Below are 18,096 nucleotides of genomic sequence, written 5' to 3' on the forward strand. Positions count from 1 at the left end.
CGCCTCAAACGCCGGCGAGGCTACATATAGCCTCGCCGGCGTTTGAGGCGCGGGGTCTGGGGCGGAGCCCCAGGGAACGGGCGAAGGGCGGGTAGGGGACCCCAGCCCCGCGCAGCGGCGGGTGCGCCCGTGGCCCCGGCCCCGCCGGGAAGGGCGGGGGCGGGGCCACGGGGACGGGGTGGCTAGCTCCAGCTGGCGTGCAGCGGCTTGCCCTCGGCGTAGCCCGCGGCGGACTGGATGCCGACGACGGCCTTCTCCTCGAACTCGGCCAGCGAGCCCGCACCGGCGTACGTGCAGGAGGAGCGGACGCCCGCGATGATCGAGTCGATCAGGTCCTCGACACCCGGGCGGGCCGGGTCGAGGAACATCCGCGAGGTGGAGATGCCCTCCTCGAACAGCGCCTTGCGGGCGCGGTCGTAGGCGGACTCCTCCGAGGTGCGGTTGCGCACGGCGCGCGCCGAGGCCATGCCGAAGGACTCCTTGTACAGGCGGCCGTCGGCGGCCTGCTGGAGGTCGCCCGGGGACTCGTACGTACCGGCGAACCAGGAGCCGATCATGACGTTGGAGGCGCCGGCGGCCAGCGCCATCGCCACGTCGCGCGGGTGGCGGACGCCGCCGTCGGCCCAGACGTGCTTGCCGTACTTCTTGGCCTCGGCCGCGCACTCCAGCACCGCGGAGAACTGCGGGCGGCCCACGCCGGTCATCATGCGGGTGGTGCACATGGCGCCGGGGCCCACGCCGACCTTGATGATGTCGGCGCCGGCGTCGATGAGGTCCTTGACTCCCTCGGCGGCGACGATGTTGCCGGCCACGATCGGGACCTTCGGGTCCAGGGCGCGGACGGCCTTGATCGCGTTGATCATCGACTCCTGGTGGCCGTGGGCCGTGTCGATGACGATCGTGTCCACGCCGGCGTCGAGGAGCTGCTTGGCCTTGCCGACGAAGTCGCCGTTGATGCCGACGGCGGCCGCGATGCGGAGCTTGCCGTTGGCGTCGGTGGCGGGGCTGTACAGGGTGGCGCGCAGGGCGCCCTTGCGGGTCAGGATGCCGACCAGCTTGCCGTCCTCGTCGACGGCCGGGGCCAGCTTGCGGTGGCCCGCGTCGAGCTGGTTGAAGGCCTCGCGCGGGTCGATGTCGGCGTCGATGAGCAGGAGCTCCTTCGACATGACCTCGGAGAGCTGGGTGAAGCGGTCCACGCCGGTGAGGTCGTGGTCGGTGACCACGCCGACGGGACGGTTGTCCGCGTCGACGACCACGCCGGCGCCGTGGGCGCGCTTGGGCAGCAGCGACAGCGCGTCGGCGACGGTCTGGGTGGGCGCCAGCGTGATCGGGGTGTCGAGCACGAGGTGGCGGGTCTTGACCCAGGAGATGACGTCGGTGACGACCTCGATCGGGATGTCCTGGGGAATGACGACGATTCCACCGCGGCGGGCGACGGTCTCGGCCATCCGGCGGCCCGCGATGGCGGTCATGTTCGCCACGACGAGCGGAATGGTGGTGCCGGTGCCGTCGGGCGAAGAGAGGTCCACGCCCTGGCGGGAGCCGACCGCGGAGCGGCTCGGCACCATGAACACATCGTCGTACGTCAGGTCGTACGGCGGCTTCAGGTCATTGAGGAAACGCACGTGCTGAACATCCCAGTCGATCGAAGGATCTTTCTACGGCCTCGACGGGGCAGCCAGCCGAGGAAACGCACGTACTTCATTCTCCCACGACCTGGCGTTCACGCCGCCCCGGCTGATCGTCCAGGACATTCCGGGCCGCATGGTCCTTTCCTACGGGACCTTGGTCCCGTAGCGCGGTTCCGGGGCGCCTGGCCGACATTGGGATGAGGGTATTCCCACCTGCCGGACAGGAGGAGCCATGGCGAAGACGACACGGGAAGCGGCGCCGGTGGAGATCGAGGGCGGGGGCCTGGAGGTGCGGGTCGCGGAGATCGGAGGGGGTCTGAGCGCGGGCTTCTTCCGCCTTCCGGCTGGGACGGACATGACCGGGGCGGTGCAGGGGCTTCCGGGTGACATGTGCCCGTGCCCGCACTGGGGGTACGTGCTCAAGGGGCGCCTGCTGATGCGGACCGCCGAGGGCGACGAGGAGTACGGGGCCGGTGAGGCCTTCTACTGGGGGCCGGGGCACATCCCGGTGGCCCTGGCCGACACGGAGTACGTGGACTTCTCCCCGACCGCGGAGTTCCGCGAGGTCATCGACCACGTGAAGGGCCGGTCGGGGTAGCGGGGGCCCGGTCGGGCCGGTGGATGGGGGTCCGGCCGCCGGTGAGCGGGGTCGCGGGGGCCGCGTGGCGGGCCGCGGTGAACTCGGCGGCGATCGACAGGGCCGTCTCCTCGGGGGTGCGGCCGCCCAGGTCCAGGCCGATCGGGGATCTGAGCCGGGCCAGCTCGGCCTCGGTCACCCCCTCCGCGCGCAGCCGGGCCGTCCGGTCCTCGTGGGTGCGGCGCGAGCCCATGGCGCCGACGTAGGCGAGCGGCAGCCGCAGCGCCCGGGTGAGGACGGGTACGTCGAACCGGGCGTCGTGGGTCAGTACGCACACGGCCGTACGGGTGTCCAGGCGTCCGGCGGCGGCCTCCGCGGCCAGGTGCCGGTGCGGCCAGTCCACGATCACCTCGTCGGCGCCGGGGAAGCGGTCCGGGGTCGCGAAGACGCCCCGGGCGTCGCAGACGGTGACCCGGTGTCCGAGGAAGGCCCCGATCCGGGCGAGGGCGGAGGCGAAGTCGACGGCCCCGTAGACGATCAGCCGGGGCCGGTCGGCGGCGGATTCCACCAGCAGGGTGAGCGGGTCGCCGCAGAGCCCGCCGGCGGTGCCCAGTTCGGCGGTGCCGGTCCGCCCGGCCAGCAGCAGGCCCCGGACGCGCTCGGCGGCGGCCAGGTCCAGGGCGGCGCCGCCGCCGAGGCCGCCTTCCCAGGAGCCGTCGGCGTGGACGGCCAGGGCCCGTCCGAGCCGGCCGGGCGGGCCGGAGACCACCCGGGCCAGGGCGGTGCGGGCCCCGCCGGCGGCGGCGTCCAGCACCGCGCCGAGCACGGGCCGCACGGGGTCGTGCCCGCGCACCGGGGTGACCAGGACGTCCAGGGTGCCGCCGCAGGTCAGCCCCACCGCGAAGGCGTCGTCGTCACTGTGTCCGAAGCGGTGCACGCCGCCGGACCCGGTGGCGATGGCCTCCAGGCACAGCTCGTGCACGGCGGACTCCACGCAGCCGCCGGAGAGGGAGCCGAGGGCGGTGCCCCCGGCGTCCACCGCCAGCGAGGCCCCGGGTCCTCGGGGCGCGCTGCCGCTGACGGCGACGACGGTGGCCAGGGCGAACTCGCGGTGCTCGGCGTACCAGGCCCGCAGCCCGGCGGTGATGTCGAGCATCAGCGGATGTAGGCGCGGCGCGCCGACTGGCCGGGGATCAGAGGCCGGGGCGGCAGTACGGCCGGCGGCCGGGCGGGGCCGGGGCCCGGGTAGCGGGCGGGGGCGCTGCGGGGCACCGGGTCGGGGGTCCGCCCGCCGGTGCCGAGGAGCCGGGCCGCGTGGGCCACGCTCGCGAGGGTGGCGTGGTGGTGCCAGCCGCGGAAGGAGCGGCCCTCGAAGTCGCGGATGCCGACGGGTTCGCAGGTCTCGGTGAAGTCCAGCGCGACCCGGTCGGTGAGCTTGGCCAGCAGGAAGAGCTGGGCGAGCGGCCGGTCGCCGATGTTGGTGATCCAGAACTCGGAGGGCAGCAGGGAGGTTTCGGTCCAGGCGCCCATCAGGAGCAGGGGGGTGGGCGGCGCGGGCGCGGGGCGTTCCTCGCCGGGGGTGGCGAGTATGGCGGCCGAGGTGAGCAGGGTGACCGCTCCCTCGGTGCGGCCGTGCCGGGTCCATTCGACGACCCGCCGCTGGGAGCGGAGCGAGTCGATCAGTTCGCGGGCGGGCGCGGTGTACGGCCCGGGTTTGTGGCGGCCGGTGCCGCCGAAGGAGACAGGCAGGGAGCCGTCGACCTTGAGGACGAAGGGGATGTCCTGGAGGGCGAAGGCCTCGATGGTCTGCGGGAGGTCGCCGTTGGAGACCTCCATGACGACCGGGCGGCGCTGGAGCTGCCAGGTCGCCGCCATGCGCTGGACGGCGTGCACGGCGTCCTGTGCGGGGGTGAGGGACCGTGCGGTGTCGGGGATCCCGGCCCGGCGGCGCAGCAGTTCGCTGGTCCACGGGGCGGGGAGGGTGAGGGTCCATTCGACGGGGAAACTGGCCTCGCTGGAGGCGAGCCAGATCCCGGAGGCCTGCTGGCAGTTGGCGGTGCGGCCGAGCTGGGGTACGAACTGCCTGCCGACGCCCACGGAGCGGTCGCCGGCCTTCTCGATGACCATGGGCTGCACCACCCAGGCGAGCGGGCGCTGTGCGGTGCGTTCGAGGTGCTGGGCGAGGGAGCGGCGTACGGGGGTCCAGTCCCAGGGCGATTTGCTGATGAACTGCTGGAGGCTCTGCTCGACGGAACTCGCCCCGGTTCCGGCGATGTTTCGGATTGTTTTCTTCCCGGTGGTGCGCACGAGCCCGTTCAGATAAACGCGGGCCCAGTTTCGCTGGTCCCGCCGGGGTAAGGACTCGAAGAATAGCGAGATCAATACGTCGATCAATTCGGAGATATCCCTGGTGGAATCCTCCGGCAGCACTGCGCGAACCATCTGGAGCCTCCCCCGCGACCAGACTAGATCCTTGACCCTACTGGACCGCGGAGAACGGCCGTAGGCCCGGGCGGCTACTTCCTGAGGTCGCTGGCAGATTCGAGCCGCTCTTCCTCTACCACGAGCGGGATCGGGATTTGGTTCGCTGCATAGTAGAGCGCGATCAGGAAGTGTGCGACGAGAGTGAGGGGTGCCGAGAAGAAGGACAGAACCACGGTCAAGGGGTAGGCGACCGCGCCGAGCCCGAATCGGACGCGGGTGGCCCTGGCCCCTTCCTTGTCCACCGTTTCGTGGAAGAGGTGCCCGACCTTGGTGACGTACCACCAGAACGCCAGGAATGCGAGAGCGTACACGACGGTCCACGCGCTGTAGAGGATTGCGGCCACATTGGCCGATTTCCCGTCCGTGAGGTGCTCGGCCAGCACGTTGGTGGTGTAGGGAATCACCGACACCACCATCAGCACCAGGAGATTCAGGAACAACAGCGGACGGTCCACCCGCTTGAGGTGACTGAAGATCGTGTGGTGGTTCACCCACATGACGCCGATGATGAGGAAACTCACGATATAGGCCGCGTAGTGCGGCCACTGCTGCCAGAGTCCGTGCCACAGCTCCGACCCCTGCTCTTCCGGAACCTTTAACTCCAGCACCAGAATGGTGATCACAATGGCGAATACGCCGTCGCTGAACGCCTCCACCCGGTTGGTTTCCTGCTCCATGGCCTCCCCTTCGTGACATTCGTTCACGGGTACGGGGAGGGCGTGGTCGCCGCCCTCCCCGCTCACGCTACCCAGGAAAGGGCCTTCAGCCGCCGAAGCCGGCCGTCTGGCGCCAGATCCGGCCATCGCGGACGACGAGTGTCCCGAACGCGTGCTCCGGCTCGCCGTTCAGGTTCATGATCGCCCGGTAGAAGATGGTGTCCTCGGTCTCGATGTACTCCTGCAGTTCGACGAGCGTGGGCTTCACGGTGAGATAGCCGGTGAACGTCTCGCGAACGGCCTCGATGCCCACCGACACGCCTTCGAAGCGCAGCAGTACGGCGTCGTCGGTGTAGTTCTTCATCACCGCCTCGATGTCCAGGGCGGCCAGTGCCTCCATCTGGCGGACGAAGACCGGGTGCAGCTTGGAGATGTCGTACTTGGCCATGTTCGACTCCCTTTCAGGGTGTGGAAGTTGACTCGACGGGCGGTTCGGCGCAGGCGGCGGTCCCGCTGAGCGGCAGCCGGACGACCATCCGGGTCTCCCCCGGCTTCGAGCGGGCCGTGATCGACCCGCGGTGGCGCTGGGTCACGATGCGGTAGCTCAGGTGCAGGCCGAGGCCCGTCCCCTTGCCGACGTCCTTGGTGGTGTAGAAGGGCTCGAAGATCCGCGGCAGGGAGTCCGGGGGGATCCCGCGGCCGGTGTCCGTGATCTCCACGACCAGGCAGACGCCCTCGGTGCGCACCCGCAGGGTCAGGGTGCCGGAGCCCTCCATGGCCTCGGCTGCGTTGTCGACCAGGTTGGTCCACACCTGGTTCAGTTCGCTCGGGTAGCCGTCCAGTTCGGGCAGGTCGGCCTCGTACTCGCGGACGATGGTGATGCCCGGCAGCTTGGAGCGCAGCACGATCAGGGTGTTCTCCAGGCCGTCGGGCACGGAGAACCGCTGTTCGGGGGCCCGGTCGAGGTTGGCGTAGTCCCGGGTGGCGGAGACCAGCTGGGAGATCCGGGGCCCGGCCGCCCGCAGCTCGGCGGCCAGCGAACGGGCCTCCAGCAGCGCCGCCAGGTGGTCGAGGGCGGCGGGCAGGGCGGCCTCACCGACCCCCTCCAGCCGCTCCAGCAGCCAGCCCAGTTCCAGCCCGAGGTCGGCGGCGCCGGAGCCGAGCAGCCCGGGGCGTTCGGCGCCGGCCTCCTCGGCCCAGTCGGCGATCTCCTCCTCGGCGTCCGCCTGGGCGAGCGGATCGGTGGTGTCCGGCGGCGGGAGCTTGTCCAGCTCCTCGGCGATTCGGTCCAGGACCGGGCGCTCCGCGCCGGAGGCGGCCGCGCCCCAGGTGCAGGCGGTGGCGGTGAGCCGGTCCAGGGCGGGTGCGAGCTCCTGCGCGGCGCGGGCGACCGCCGCGGCCGGGTTGTTGAGCTCGTGCGCGAGGCCGGCGGCCAGGGTGCCGAGGGCCTCGACGGTGGCCCGTTTGCGGGCCTGCACCTCGGAGGACTTGATCCGCCAGGCGAGCACCGGGATGAGTACGGCGGCCACCCCGTGGCAGCGGGTCAGCATCTCGAAGAACACCGGCTTCGGGTAGGCCACGACGGTGGTCGCGGGCCCGCTCGCGGACGCGGTGGCCACGTAGGCGCCGTCCGTCAGCAGGGGCAGTTCCCCGGTGAAGCGGTGTGCGGCGGAGGGCTTGCCGTCGTGGTCCTCGGCGGCCGCGCTCTCCTCCTCGGTGGAGTGCCGGGTGAGGACCTCCTCCCGGCCGTCGACGACCTTGGTGACGACGAGTCCGCCGGAGAGCAGCACGTGGAAGCCGGTGGCCTCCTCCCCGTCGCGGAAGAGGGCCTCCCCGTCGGCCAGGACGCGCGGCTCGGAGACGGAGGCCAGCCAGTCCAGCTGCTCCTCGGTGATCTGCGCGAAGATCTCCAGTCCGCGCAGGGCCGTGCGCAGTTCCCCGGTGTTCACCCGTTGCTCCCCTCGGCCCTGGTGCGCGCGGCCAGCCGCAGGGTCGTCAGCAGGGCCAGCGCGCACACCCCGGCGACGGCCGCCATGAAGCCGACCGAGGTGCGCTGCAGCCCGTGGATGTTGGTCAGGAGTCCGGCGAGGACCGCCGGGACGCTCATGGCGAGGTACGCGAAGACGTAGACGGCGGCGGTGAGTTCGCCGCGGTGCTCCGGCTCGGCGAGCGAGCTGAGGGCGCGGAAGGAGCCGAGGAAGGCGGCTCCCCAGCCGCTGCCGAGGACGGCGGTGGCGGCGAGGAACACGGCCGCCGAGCCGGTGCCGAGCGAGAGCAGCACCAGGGCGAGCCCGGCGAGCAGCCCGAGCAGGCCGAGGACGGCGGTGCGCAGCGCCTCGGTGCGGCCCAGCAGCAGCTGGGCGGCGGTGGCGGCGCCGGCGAGCAGGGCCACGGTGGCCCCGCCGAGCAGGTAGTTGGTGCTCTGGAACAGGGCCAGGGCCAGGTGCGGCCCGAGGGAGAGGTAGAAGCCGCCGACGGTCCAGACGGCCACGACGGTCAGGACGAGCACCGCGAACTTCCGCCGGACGGCGGCCGGTACCCGGATGCGGTGGGGCACCACCCGCATCCGCCCGTCCGCCCCGGGGGCGCTCTCGGCCATGCGGGCGACCCCGACCAGCGCGAGCGCGAAGGCCCCGGCCAGCAGGAGGTAGCTGAGCACGGTCGGTGCGGGCGCGTACTGGACGAGGAGTCCCGCCCCGAGGCCGCCCAGGCCGATGCCCACGGTGGGTCCGGCGCTGTTGACCTGGGCGCCCAGCGCGGGCCGCGAGCGCGGGCTCAGCTCCAGCAGGGCGGCGCCCATCGCCCCGGTGGCCAGGCCCACCGCCAGCCCTTGCACGGCGCGGGCGGCGAGCAGCAGGCCGAGGCCCCGGGCCCCGGCGAACAGGCCCATGGAGACGATCGCGAGGACCAGGGCGGCGGCCAGCACGGGCCGCCGGCCCAGGGTGTCCGAGAGGGACCCGAACAGCAGCAGGCCGGCGAGCACGGTGACGGCGTACACGGCGAAGACCACCGTGACCACGCCGGAGGAGAGCCCCCATTCCTGCTGGTAGAGCACGTACAGGGCCGAGGGCACGGAGGAGGAGAGCATCAGCAGGACGAGGACCGCGCCCACCACCCGGAAGCCGGTGGCCCCCGCCGTGCGGGCGGCGCCCCCGCTCACGGTGTCTCCCGTGTCCCTCGTCTCGGTCGGTTCGGCCACTGCGGTCAACTCCCCTCCTCCCGGCGGCCCCTGGGGGCGGTCAGGCGGTGATCAGGGCCGCCCGGCCCAGCGCGCGGGCGGTGAGTACGCCCGCGAGGTGGCCCAGGTATTCGGCCGAGGTGCCGCGCCCGGGGACGAACAGCTCCCGGGGCTCGGCTCGGAAGGCCGCGAGCACCGCCTCCGTCGTGTACGGGCCCCCGCGCAGCCGGTCCTCGACCCCGCGCAGGCGCAGGGCGCGCGGGGTGGCTCCGGTGACCGCGATCCGCGGCCCGTCGGGGGTGATGCGTACGGCGGCGGCGCACAGCGGGTAGCGGGTGGCCCGGTCGGCGGCCTTCTCGAAGGCGGCGGCCGGGCCGGCGGCGGGCACGAGCAGGGCGGTGACCACCGATCCGCCGGGCACGCCCGAGGCGGCGAGCCGCTCGGCGCCGACGGTGGTGTGCCCGCCGGGTCCGGCGAGTTCCACCCAGGCGTCGGCGGCCAGGGCCGCCACGGGCAGGTCGGTGGCGCGGCCGGTGGCAGCCAGGTTCCCGCCGACGGTGCCGAGGTTGCGGACCTGGGGGTCGCCGTTGGCGCGGGCGGCGGCGGCCAGCTCGGGGGCCTCGGCGAGCACCAACGGGTGCGCGGCGAGTTCGGCGAGGGTGGTCAGGGCCCCGATGCGCAGGGCCCCGCCGCTGCGGTCGACGCCGCGCAGCTCCTCCAGGTGCCGTACGTCGACGAGCAGGCCGGCCCGCTCCGCGCCGGTGCGCAGCCCCGGGAGCAGGCTCTGTCCGCCGGCCAGCACCCGGGCTCCGGGGGTGGCGAGCAGGGCGAGGGCCTCGTCCAGGGCGGCGGGCCGGGCGTAGTCGAAGTCGGTGAGGATCACGGGGCTTCCCCTCTCAGGCGGCGCCAGACCTTCTCGGGGGTGAGCGGCATGTCGATGTGCCGTACGCCGAGGTCGGACAGGGCGTCGACGACGGCGTTGACGACCGCGGCGGCGGGCGGCACGGTGGCGATCTCCCCGGCCCCCTTGGCGCCGAGCGGGTTGTGCGGGGAGGGCGTGACGGTCTTGTCCAGGGTGAAGAAGGGCGCGTCGGCGGCGCGGGGCAGGGCGTAGCGGTCCAGGTCGGAGGTGATGAGGATGCCGTTCTCGTCGTACTCGGCGGCTTCCATCAGGGCCTGGCCCAGGCCGTGCACGATGCTGCCCTCGATCTGGCCGTGGACGATCTTGGGGTTGCCGATGTGGCCGGCGTCGTCGACGGCGGTGTAGTCGACGACCTCGGTCTCGCCGGTGAGCTCGTCCACCTCGACGACGGCGATGTGCGTGCCGAAGGGGTAGTTGAAGTCCGGCGGGTCGAAGTGGGTGGTCTCGTCGAGGGCCGGTTCGATCTCGGGGGGCAGTCCCCAGCCGTACCACATGGCCATGGCCAGTTCGGGGAAGGTCTTGGCGTTGTCCGGGTTGCCGTCCTCGTGGACGCCGCCGTTCTCGTAGACGACCTTCTCCTCGGGGATTCCCAGGAAGACGGCTCCGGCGCGGACCAGTTTGGCCTTGATCTTGCGGGCGGTGAGGGCGATGGCGGGGGCGGCCATGCTGTAGGAGCGGGAGCCGTAGGTGCCCTGCCCGTAGGGGGCCTTGAGGGTGTCGCCCTCGTAGACCTGGACCTGGCCGGGGTCGATGCCCAGCTCGTCGGCGGCCACCTGGGCGAAGACGGTGCCGTGGCTCTGGCCGGTGGAGGCGGAGCCGACGGTGACGGTGACCTCGCCGGTGGGGTGGACGCGGATGTTGGCGCTCTCCCAGGTGCCGCCGAGCATGCCCTCCTTGGACATCCGGGTGGAGGGACCGACGCCGCAGACGGCCACGTAGGTGGCGATGCCGACGCCGAGGCGCTTGCCGCGGGCGCGGGCCGCGGCCTTGCGGGCGGGCATCGCGTCGTAGCCGGCCAGTTCGACGGCCCGGTCGAAGTTGAGCCGGTAGTCCCCGGAGTCGTAGGTCCAGCCGAGGCCGTTGTCGTACGGGAACTTCTCCTTGGGCACCAGGTTCCGGCGCCGGACCTCCGCCGGGTCCATGCCGATCTCGGCGGCGTAGCGGTCGACGAGCCGTTCCATCAGGAAGGCGGCCTCGGCGCGCCCGCTGCCGCGCTGGGCGCCGAGCGGGACGGTGTTGGTGAAGGCCGCGTACACCTCGCAGAAGGCGGCGGGGATGTCGTACATGCCGCTGATGGAGCGTCCCATCAGGGCGGTGGCGACTCCGGGGCCGATGGTGGAGGGGTAGGCGCCGAGGTTGGCGTAGCTGGTGCAGCGCACGGCGGTGATGCGGCCGTCGCGGGTGCCGGCGAGGGTGACGTGCTGGCGGTGGTCGCGGCCCTGCACGGTGGAGTTCATCAGGCCGGTGCGGGTGTCGACCCATTTGACGGGGCGGCCGCCGAGCGCCTTGGACAGGAGCAGGACCAGCGCCATGTCGGGGTACAGGTAGCCCTTGGTGCCGAAGCTGCCGCCGACGGTGGGGGCGACCACCCGGAGCTTGTTGAAGGGGATGCCGAGGACCAGCGCGGCGAGCAGGAAGCGGTGGTTGTGCGGGCCCTGGGTGGAGGCGTGGAGGGTGTAGTCGCCGGTGGCCGGGTCGTACACGCCGACGGCTCCGCGCGGCTCGATGGGGCTGTTGATGGTGCGCTGGTTGACCAGGTCGAGCTCGACGGTGACCTCGGCGGCGGCGATGGCCGCGTCGGTGCGCTCCTGGTCCCCGCAGGTCCAGTACGCGTTCAGGTTGCCGGGGACGGCCTCGTGGAGCTGGGGCGCGCCCTCGGCGAGGGCCTGGTCGGCGCGGGTGACCACGGGCAGCGGCTCGTAGTCGACGCTGATCGCGGCGAGCGCGGCGGCGGCCTGGCGCGGGGTCTCGGCGACGACGACGGCGATGGCGTCGCCGACGTGGCGGACGGTGTCGCCGGTGAGCACGGGGCGGGCGCCGGGGAGGCCGTAGGGGTGGGGCGGGAAGTGGCTCTCCACCCCGCCGGGTATCCAGATGCAGGGCAGCGGCATCACGTCGGGGAAGTCGGCGGCGGTGGCCACCTTCAGTACGCCCGGGAGCTGCTCGGCGGCCTTGGTGTCGATGGACAGGATCCTGGCGTGGGCCACGGTGCTGCCCAGGATGGCCATGTGGGTGGTGCCCGGCAGGTCGATGTCCGCGACGTACACGGCTTCGCCGCGCAGCAGTCCGGGGTCCTCGCGGCTGTCCAGGGGCCGGCCGAGGACTCCGCCGGGGTCCGGGGACTCCTGCCGGGCCGTTTCCCGCTCGTCCGCGGTGGTGGTCATCGCGGTCACCGCCCTTCGGGTTCGGCGGAGGCGGGGGCGCAGGCGCGCTGCACGCCGCGGACCACGCTGTGGTAGCCCGTGCAGCGGCACAGGTTGCCGGTGAGCCATTCGCGGATCTCGGGCTCGGTGGGGGGCGGGCCGTCCGCGGCGTTGTCGACGAGCTCGCCGAGGGCCATCACCATGCCGGGCGTGCAGAAGCCGCACTGGGTGCCGTGCTCCTGGCGCAGTGCCTCCTGGAGGCCGGTCAGTTCCCCGCCGGGGGCGGTGACGCCCTCGATGGTGGTGACCTCGGAGCCCGCGGCGGAGGCGGTGAGGATCAGGCAGCTCTTGACGGACCTGCCGTCCAGGCGGACCACGCAGGTCCCGCACTGGCCGGTGTCGCAGCCCACCTTGGTGCCGGTGAGGCCGAGGCCGTCGCGGAGCCGTTCCACGAGGAGCTCGTTCGGCGGGGCCGTGAACTCCTCGGGTCTTCCGTTCACGTGCAGGGTGAGTTCGATGCGCGTCAGATCCATGCGAGCGCCTGCGCTTCCGTGAGCGACCGGTTGAAGAGGGGACCGCCGGGCTGCTGGAGAATTCCTCCGGAGTGCAGCGGGCCGGTGTCGACGGGGGCGTATCCGAGGTCGGTGATGATTCCGGCGACGATTTCCTTCGCCTTGGGGTCGTCGCCCGCCGTGTAATGGGCGAGGCGCTCGGACGCCGTGCGGCCGGAGGCGGCGCCGGCGACGGCGAGGGTTTCGAAATGCATGGTGTTCAGGGATTTCACGACCCGGGCGCCGGGGTACCACTCGGCGACGAGTTCGCTGGAGCCGCGCCCGCCGAGGTCGGCGGGGGTGCCGGGGCCGTTGAACGCGTTGGTGGCGTCCACCAGCACCTTGTCCTGCACCACGTGCGGGGGCAGCAGTCCGCGCACGCCGGCGAAGGGCACCATCAGCACCAGCAGGTCGGCCTCGCCGGCCGCCTCGACGGGTCGTGCCGCCGTGGCGTCGGGGCCGAGTTCGGCCAGGAGCGGGCCGAGCGTGCCCGGCCCGGTGGCGTTGGCGAGGACGACCGGGTGGCCGGCCGCCACCAGGATCCTCGCGAGGGCCGAGCCGATCCGGCCGGTGCCGATGATGCCTGTCCGCATGAGTGGCTCCTCGATGGTGTGGTGTCAGTCCATGCCGATCCAGACCGACTTGGTCTGGGTGTAGCTCTCAAGGGATTCCGGTCCGCACTCGCGCCCGTAGCCGGAGGCCTTGTAGCCGCCGTAGGGGACCGAGGGGTCGTACTGGTTATAGCAGTTGACCCAGACCGTCCCGGCCTTGATCTGGGAGGCGACCCGGTGGGCCCGCCGCAGGTCCTTGGTGTGGACCCCGGCGGCCAGGCCGTACGCGCTGTCGTTGGCGATGCGCACGGCGTCCTCCTCCGTGTCGAAGGGGATGATCGACAGGACCGGGCCGAAGATCTCCTCCTGGGCGATGCGCATGCCGTTGTCCACGCCGGTGAAGACGGTGGGCAGGAAGTACAGGCCCTGGCTGGAGGCCCCTTCGGGGGTCCAGCCGGTGCCCCCGGTGCGCAGCAGGGCGCCTTCCTTCTCCCCGACCTCGATGTAGGAGCTGACCTTGTCGAACTGGGCGCGGTGGGCGAGCGGGCCGAAGAGGGTCTCCGGGTCCCGGGGGTCTCCGGGCCTGAGGGCGGCGGCCCGGCTGACGAGGCGTTCGACCATCTCGTCGTGGATGGGGCGGTGCAGCAGGAGCCGGGAGCCGGCGGTGCAGATCTCGCCCTTGTTGTAGTAGATGCCGAAGAAGGCGAGATCCTCGGCGGCGTCGAGGTCGGCGTCGGCGAAGACGATGTTGGCGGACTTGCCGCCGAGTTCCATCGTCACCTTCTTCAGGGTTCCGGCGGACTTGCGGATGATCGACTGGCCGACCGCGGTGGAGCCGGTGAAGGCGATCTTGTCGATGTCCGGGTGTCCGGTGAGGGTCTCGCCCAGTTCGACTCCGGGTCCGGTGACGACGTTGAGGACGCCGTCGGGGATCTCCGCCTCCTGGAAGAGTTCGGCGATCTTCAGGGCGGTGAGCGGAGTGGCCGGGGAGGGTTTGTGGACCACGGTGTTCCCGGCCGCGAGGGCCGGGGCGATCTTGGTCATCGACAGCAGCAGCGGGAAGTTGAACGGGGTGATGGCGCAGACCACGCCCAGGGGTTCGCGCAGGGTGTAGGCGAGCTGTCCGCCGGCCGGGGCCCGGGAGGAGCCGTCGACCCGGGTGACCGCGCCGGCGTAGTAGTGCATCAGCTGGGCGGCCATCGGGGCGTCGACGGTGCTGGAGAAGGCGAACGGTTTGCCCATGTCCACCGTCTCCAGCAGGGCTATCTCCTCCAGGTCCCGTTCGATCAGCTCACCGACGCGGTTCAGCCGCAGCGCGCGCTCCTGGGCGGACAGCCGGCTCCATGGGCCCTCCTCGTACGCGGCGCGGGCGGCCGCCACGGCGGCGTCCGCATCGGTCGCGGCGGCCTGGGCCACCGGCACGATCTCCTGGCCGTCGATCGGGCTGATGTCCGGTTCCGTACGGCCGTCCCGGGCGGGGACCCACTGGCCGCCGATGAACAGCTTCCCGGGGTTGGCCAGGGGCTGGTCGCTGAGCACGCGCTTGGTCATGGCTGCACCTTCCGGTGTCGCGGGGGCTAGCCCTCGGAGAGCTGCCGCAAGAAGGTCTCGGCGAGGGCCTTGGAGGAGTAGGGGTTCTGACCGGTCGTGAGCCTGCGGTCCACGACGACGTGCGAGTCCCAGATCACGTCGGCCTTCTCGTAGCGGGCGCCGAGTCTGGTCAGCTCGGCCTCCAGGATCAGCGGGAGCCGGCCCGCCATGTTGGTGACCAGTTCCTCGCTGTGCGAGAACGCGGTCATCCGGTATCCCTCGAAGGGCCAGCGGCCCTCGCCGTCCCGCAGGGACAGCAGTGCGGTGTGGCCGTGGCAGACGGTGGCGATCGGCTTGTCCTGGCCGATGGCCCAGCGCAGCAGCTGCGCCAGTTCGTCGGACTTGGGCAGGTCGCCGATGGCTCCGTGGCCGCCGCTGATGTAGATGCCGTCGTAGCCGGCGACGTCCTTCTCGCCGAGGGACTCCACCGCGAGGGGACGGGCGAGCTGGGGGGTGTTCCCGATGACGCGGAGGTACTCGGCGGCGTTGGCCGCGTCCTCGTCGGGGGAGCCCTCGGGGCGGACCCACCGCAGGAAGCCGGGGTCGATGCTGGTCTGGTCGGGCGTGGGGGCCTCGCCGCCGATGGTCGCCACGTCGACGGTGTGGCCGGCCGCGCGGAAGAGGGTGTAGGGGACGACGAATTCCTCGGCCCAGAATCCCGAGGGGTGCTGTTCCCCGTCCAGCAGGTGGAGGGTGGCCTTCGCCGTCATGACGACGAGAATCCTCATGATTCTCTCCTTGTTCTGGATCGCTGCCGATTCAACACGGCCCCTCGCGAGGGGCGTAAGGGGGCGGCGTCAGGCCCGTGATACTTCGTCACGTGCGCCCAACGCCGTGAGGATCGCGCGGAATTCACCGACCAGGGGGTGGCCGGGAAGGGCTTCCGCGAATATGCGTTCTCCGTAGAGAGCCGCCATTTCCGGAACGTACGGGAGAATTCCGGCCAGGGGGGCGCCGTACACCTCCTCCGCCCTGCGGGCCACCGCCTCCCGGTCCACGCCCTCGGGTGCCATGCTCAGCACCAGGGCCCGCCGGCAGGCCAGCCGCCCGGCCAGGGCGATGGTCTCCTCCGCTCCGGAGAGGTCGACCCGGTCGGCCCTCGCCATGATCAGCACCGTGTCGGCGCTGCCCATGGCGGTCACCGACTCGTTGTTCAGCCCGGCGTGCGTGTCGAGCAGCAGGACGTCGAGCGCGTGGCTCTGCGCCAGCCGGTCGAAGCCCTCCGGGAGGAGTCCGACGTCGTACCCGGTGGTCATCAGCTCCCGCAGGGCCGCCGTGCCGGTCCGGGCCGGTACGACGTACAGCCCGGGCAGGGCCGTGCCCCGGGCCGCGGTCTCGATCTCGCAGCGGCCGAGCAGGTAGTCGGCCAGCGAGCCGGTGCCGGGACCGAGCCGGAACAGCAGGTCCAGGGTGGGCGACTGGAGGTCGGTGTCGACCACCCCCACCCGGCGCCCCGCGGCCGCCAGCAGCAGCGCGAGGTTCGCCAGCACCGAGGACTTCCCGGTGCCGCCGCGGTGCGAGTGCACCACGATGGTCCGGGTCATCACGCCACCACCCGGTAGCCGGTGTCGTCCGCGTGCGGCCCCCGCGCCGCACGCGGCCGGTGCACGGCCAGCATGGTGACGTCGTCGTGCTGTTCGGCGGTGCCGGTGTGCTCGCGCACCGCCCGGTCCATCAGGTCGACCGCGTCCCGGCCGCTCGCCGGGGGGCCGGAGAGCAGTTCCAGCATCCGCTCGTCACCGAGGAAGCTGCCGTCGGGGCAGCGGGCCTCGGGCACTCCGTCGGTGAACACGAAGAGGGTGTCGCCGGGGTCCAGCTGGGCGTAGCCGAGGGTGTAGACGCAGTCGGGCAGTACCCCGACCGCCGGTCCCGTGACTTCCAGGGCCCGGGGCACGGAGCCGTCGCCGGAGAGCAGCAGCGGTGGGTTGTGGCCGCCGTTGATGTAGACGAGGCTGCCGGTCAGCGGGTCCAGGACGCCGAAGAACAGGGTGGCGAAGTAGCCCTGCCTGAGGTGGTTGCGGGTGAGGTAGCCGTTGGTGGCGGTGACCGCGTTGAGCAGCGGGGTGGCGCCGACGACCGGGGTGCGCCGGCTGCCGCCGGTCCGGCCGGCGGCCATCAGGTGCTGGAGTCCGCTGTTCTCGGCGGTGTGGCGCAGCAGGGAGCGGATGAGGGCCATGAACAGGGCCGCGCCCACGCCCTTGTCGCAGACGTCGGCGACGACCACCGCGAGGCGCCGGCCCCGGGAGATCTCGAAGACGTCGTAGAAGTCCCCGGCGACCTGCCGGGCGGGCCGGAAGCGCACGTCGATCTCCCACCCGTCGGGCACGGGCAGCGCCTCGGGCAGGAAGCCGGCCTGGATCTCGCGGCCGATCTCCAGCTCCTTCTCGTAGCCCATGAGTTCGGCGCGGGCGTCGGCCTCCCGCAGGGTGCGGCCGAGGCCGGCCCGTTCGCTGCAGCTGTGCACCCGCGCTCCGACCAGGGCGGGCAGGAAGGGCGGGACCAGGTAGTCGTGGCCGAGCCGGACGTGCCGCTCCAGGGCGGCGAAGTCGCGGACGGTCCAGACGACCACGATGGGCGCCCCGGCCCAGCGCCGCAGCCGGCGCACGGCGCTGCGCACGGTCTCCCCGTCGGCTTCGGCGGGGGCGAGCAGCACGTCCGCGACGGGCAGCAGTTCGAGGCGGCCGCGCAGCAGCTCCCCCAGGGTGCGGGGGACCAGTTCGGCGTCCATCCGCCGCAGCGCGTCCAGCAGCTCGATGGGCGGCGGCGGGTACACGTCCAGGATGATCACGGTCGTGGAGGGCATGCGTCCGTCCCCTCATCGGCCTTCACGGTCAGCGTGCTGACGTTCCGGCCGTCCCTGCGGGCATAGGCGTACGAGTCCACGCTGGTCAGGGCCAGGTGGATGCCGAGGCCGCCGACCCGGCGCCGTTCCGGGGGGATCCCGGGGTCGGGGGGCAGGCGGCCGGCGACGGGATCGAACGCGGGGGCGGTGTCCTCGATGACGATCCGCACCCCGTCGGGACCGGAACGGCCGCGGACGGTGATCCGTCCGTCGCCGCCCCGGTACCCGTGCATCACGATGTTGGTGGCCAGTTCGTCCACGGCCAGCCGGATCCGGTACGTGGCCCCCTTGCCGAGGCCCGCCCGGCCGGCCAGCCGCAGGACGAACGCGGCGATGTCGCCCAGTGCCCCCACCGTCGCGGGCACCTCCAGTACGGCGGGCTTCCTCGCCAGTTCCACCGTCTCAGTCACCGTTCCGGGCGTCGTGCTCAGTCATCGGAGAGGACGATGCTGCGGTCGAGCCCGGCCGTACGTATGGTCCGGGCGACGGGCTCGATGGCGCCGGTCACCTTGATGGTGACCTCGCCCCCCACCTTCTGCTGGGCGAAGACCAGGGAGCGCAGCCCGGCGCTGGCCATGTAGCCGACGCCGGCCATCCGGATCTCGACGGTGCCGGTGCCGTGCCCGGCGGCCTTCTCGATCGTCTGGTGGAACTCCGGAGCGGTCTTGGCGTCCAGCTCGCCCGTCAGCTCGATCACGGTGGTGTCGCCCTCGATGCTCAGGGACACGGAAAGCGGCATGTCAGGGTCTCC

General features: G+C 72.4%; 18 protein-coding genes. 1 reads left to right on the forward strand and 17 read right to left on the reverse strand.

Annotation, left to right across the window (positions count from 1 at the left end):
• Window positions 1-182 precede the first annotated feature (182 nt).
• Complete coding sequence (locus ACIPW5_RS24385) at window positions 183-1,625, reverse strand: GuaB1 family IMP dehydrogenase-related protein (RefSeq protein ID WP_401248635.1); 1,443 nt, start codon at window positions 1,623-1,625, stop codon at window positions 183-185.
• Between the two features lie 238 nt (window positions 1,626-1,863).
• Here ACIPW5_RS24385 and ACIPW5_RS24390 point away from each other — a divergent pair, with 238 nt between their 5' ends.
• The gene (locus ACIPW5_RS24390; RefSeq protein WP_401248638.1) at window positions 1,864-2,229 is read left to right on the forward strand and encodes a hypothetical protein; all 366 of its coding nucleotides are present in this window, start codon (window positions 1,864-1,866) and stop codon (window positions 2,227-2,229) included.
• Here ACIPW5_RS24390 and ACIPW5_RS24395 read toward each other — a convergent pair.
• The 16 genes from ACIPW5_RS24395 to ACIPW5_RS24470 all read right to left on the reverse strand — a co-directional run bounded on the left by ACIPW5_RS24395 (window position 2,198) and on the right by ACIPW5_RS24470 (window position 18,084).
• Window positions 2,198-3,364, reverse strand: a complete 1,167-nt coding sequence (locus ACIPW5_RS24395; protein WP_401248641.1) for an XdhC family protein — start codon at window positions 3,362-3,364, stop codon at window positions 2,198-2,200. The genes ACIPW5_RS24390 and ACIPW5_RS24395 overlap by 32 nt on opposite strands.
• The gene (locus ACIPW5_RS24400) at window positions 3,364-4,650 is read right to left on the reverse strand and encodes an IS701 family transposase (RefSeq protein ID WP_401248643.1); all 1,287 of its coding nucleotides are present in this window, start codon (window positions 4,648-4,650) and stop codon (window positions 3,364-3,366) included. The genes ACIPW5_RS24395 and ACIPW5_RS24400 overlap by 1 nt, the downstream gene beginning before the upstream one ends.
• 74 nt (window positions 4,651-4,724) lie before the next feature.
• On the reverse strand, window positions 4,725-5,369 hold the full coding sequence (locus ACIPW5_RS24405; protein WP_401248646.1) for a TMEM175 family protein: 645 nt from the start codon (window positions 5,367-5,369) through the stop codon (window positions 4,725-4,727).
• Between the two features lie 85 nt (window positions 5,370-5,454).
• Window positions 5,455-5,796 (reverse strand): nuclear transport factor 2 family protein, encoded by a 342-nt coding sequence (locus ACIPW5_RS24410; RefSeq protein WP_030656331.1) that lies wholly within the window; start codon window positions 5,794-5,796, stop codon window positions 5,455-5,457.
• A gap of 13 nt (window positions 5,797-5,809) precedes the next feature.
• Entirely contained in the window at window positions 5,810-7,297 is a 1,488-nt protein-coding gene (locus tag ACIPW5_RS24415) for an ATP-binding protein (RefSeq protein ID WP_401248649.1), read from the reverse strand.
• Window positions 7,294-8,508, reverse strand: coding sequence for an MFS transporter (locus ACIPW5_RS24420; protein WP_401248652.1), 1,215 nt, complete (start codon window positions 8,506-8,508; stop codon window positions 7,294-7,296). The genes ACIPW5_RS24415 and ACIPW5_RS24420 overlap by 4 nt, the downstream gene beginning before the upstream one ends.
• 79 nt (window positions 8,509-8,587) lie before the next feature.
• Complete coding sequence (locus ACIPW5_RS24425; RefSeq protein ID WP_401248655.1) at window positions 8,588-9,409, reverse strand: FAD binding domain-containing protein; 822 nt, start codon at window positions 9,407-9,409, stop codon at window positions 8,588-8,590.
• Complete coding sequence (locus ACIPW5_RS24430; protein ID WP_401248657.1) at window positions 9,406-11,832, reverse strand: xanthine dehydrogenase family protein molybdopterin-binding subunit; 2,427 nt, start codon at window positions 11,830-11,832, stop codon at window positions 9,406-9,408. The genes ACIPW5_RS24425 and ACIPW5_RS24430 overlap by 4 nt, the downstream gene beginning before the upstream one ends.
• Before the next feature lie 5 nt (window positions 11,833-11,837).
• Window positions 11,838-12,344, reverse strand: a complete 507-nt coding sequence (locus ACIPW5_RS24435; protein WP_401248660.1) for a (2Fe-2S)-binding protein — start codon at window positions 12,342-12,344, stop codon at window positions 11,838-11,840.
• Window positions 12,335-12,955: an NADPH-dependent F420 reductase gene (locus tag ACIPW5_RS24440; protein ID WP_401248663.1), complete on the reverse strand. Its 621-nt coding sequence runs from the start codon at window positions 12,953-12,955 to the stop codon at window positions 12,335-12,337. Before ACIPW5_RS24440 ends, ACIPW5_RS24435 begins: the two co-directional genes overlap by 10 nt.
• Window positions 12,956-12,979: 24 nt before the next feature.
• The gene (locus ACIPW5_RS24445) at window positions 12,980-14,464 is read right to left on the reverse strand and encodes an aldehyde dehydrogenase family protein (protein WP_401248666.1); all 1,485 of its coding nucleotides are present in this window, start codon (window positions 14,462-14,464) and stop codon (window positions 12,980-12,982) included.
• A 26-nt stretch (window positions 14,465-14,490) separates the two neighbouring features.
• Complete coding sequence (locus tag ACIPW5_RS24450; RefSeq protein WP_401248669.1) at window positions 14,491-15,231, reverse strand: type 1 glutamine amidotransferase domain-containing protein; 741 nt, start codon at window positions 15,229-15,231, stop codon at window positions 14,491-14,493.
• Between the two features lie 69 nt (window positions 15,232-15,300).
• Window positions 15,301-16,047, reverse strand: coding sequence for an AAA family ATPase (locus ACIPW5_RS24455; RefSeq protein ID WP_401248672.1), 747 nt, complete (start codon window positions 16,045-16,047; stop codon window positions 15,301-15,303).
• Complete coding sequence (locus ACIPW5_RS24460) at window positions 16,047-17,306, reverse strand: PP2C family protein-serine/threonine phosphatase (RefSeq protein ID WP_401248674.1); 1,260 nt, start codon at window positions 17,304-17,306, stop codon at window positions 16,047-16,049. Before ACIPW5_RS24460 ends, ACIPW5_RS24455 begins: the two co-directional genes overlap by 1 nt.
• Window positions 17,288-17,755, reverse strand: coding sequence for an ATP-binding protein (locus ACIPW5_RS24465; RefSeq protein ID WP_401248677.1), 468 nt, complete (start codon window positions 17,753-17,755; stop codon window positions 17,288-17,290). Before ACIPW5_RS24465 ends, ACIPW5_RS24460 begins: the two co-directional genes overlap by 19 nt.
• A 17-nt stretch (window positions 17,756-17,772) precedes the next feature.
• A complete protein-coding gene (locus ACIPW5_RS24470; protein ID WP_007262990.1) occupies window positions 17,773-18,084 on the reverse strand; it encodes an STAS domain-containing protein in 312 nt (103 codons plus the stop codon).
• Window positions 18,085-18,096 lie beyond the last annotated feature (12 nt).

The organism is Streptomyces sp. NPDC090077 (genome assembly GCF_044747545.1).
Lineage (GTDB): Bacteria > Actinomycetota > Actinomycetes > Streptomycetales > Streptomycetaceae > Streptomyces.

Bases quoted from the DNA above. Each gene is read 5' to 3' on its own strand.
- ACIPW5_RS24455 (WP_401248672.1), bottom strand. From the start codon at position 16,047: ATGACCCGGACCATCGTGGTGCACTCGCACCGCGGCGGCACCGGGAAG.
- ACIPW5_RS24390 (WP_401248638.1), top strand. From the start codon at position 1,864: ATGGCGAAGACGACACGGGAAGCGGCGCCGGTGGAGATCGAGGGCGGG.
- ACIPW5_RS24395 (WP_401248641.1), bottom strand. From the start codon at position 3,364: ATGCTCGACATCACCGCCGGGCTGCGGGCCTGGTACGCCGAGCACCGC.
- ACIPW5_RS24435 (WP_401248660.1), bottom strand. From the start codon at position 12,344: ATGGATCTGACGCGCATCGAACTCACCCTGCACGTGAACGGAAGACCC.
- ACIPW5_RS24470 (WP_007262990.1), bottom strand. From the start codon at position 18,084: ATGCCGCTTTCCGTGTCCCTGAGCATCGAGGGCGACACCACCGTGATC.
- ACIPW5_RS24400 (WP_401248643.1), bottom strand. From the start codon at position 4,650: ATGGTTCGCGCAGTGCTGCCGGAGGATTCCACCAGGGATATCTCCGAA.
- ACIPW5_RS24450 (WP_401248669.1), bottom strand. From the start codon at position 15,231: ATGAGGATTCTCGTCGTCATGACGGCGAAGGCCACCCTCCACCTGCTG.
- ACIPW5_RS24440 (WP_401248663.1), bottom strand. From the start codon at position 12,955: ATGCGGACAGGCATCATCGGCACCGGCCGGATCGGCTCGGCCCTCGCG.
- ACIPW5_RS24460 (WP_401248674.1), bottom strand. From the start codon at position 17,306: ATGCCCTCCACGACCGTGATCATCCTGGACGTGTACCCGCCGCCGCCC.
- ACIPW5_RS24445 (WP_401248666.1), bottom strand. From the start codon at position 14,464: ATGACCAAGCGCGTGCTCAGCGACCAGCCCCTGGCCAACCCCGGGAAG.
- ACIPW5_RS24405 (WP_401248646.1), bottom strand. From the start codon at position 5,369: ATGGAGCAGGAAACCAACCGGGTGGAGGCGTTCAGCGACGGCGTATTC.
- ACIPW5_RS24430 (WP_401248657.1), bottom strand. From the start codon at position 11,832: ATGACCACCACCGCGGACGAGCGGGAAACGGCCCGGCAGGAGTCCCCG.
- ACIPW5_RS24410 (WP_030656331.1), bottom strand. From the start codon at position 5,796: ATGGCCAAGTACGACATCTCCAAGCTGCACCCGGTCTTCGTCCGCCAG.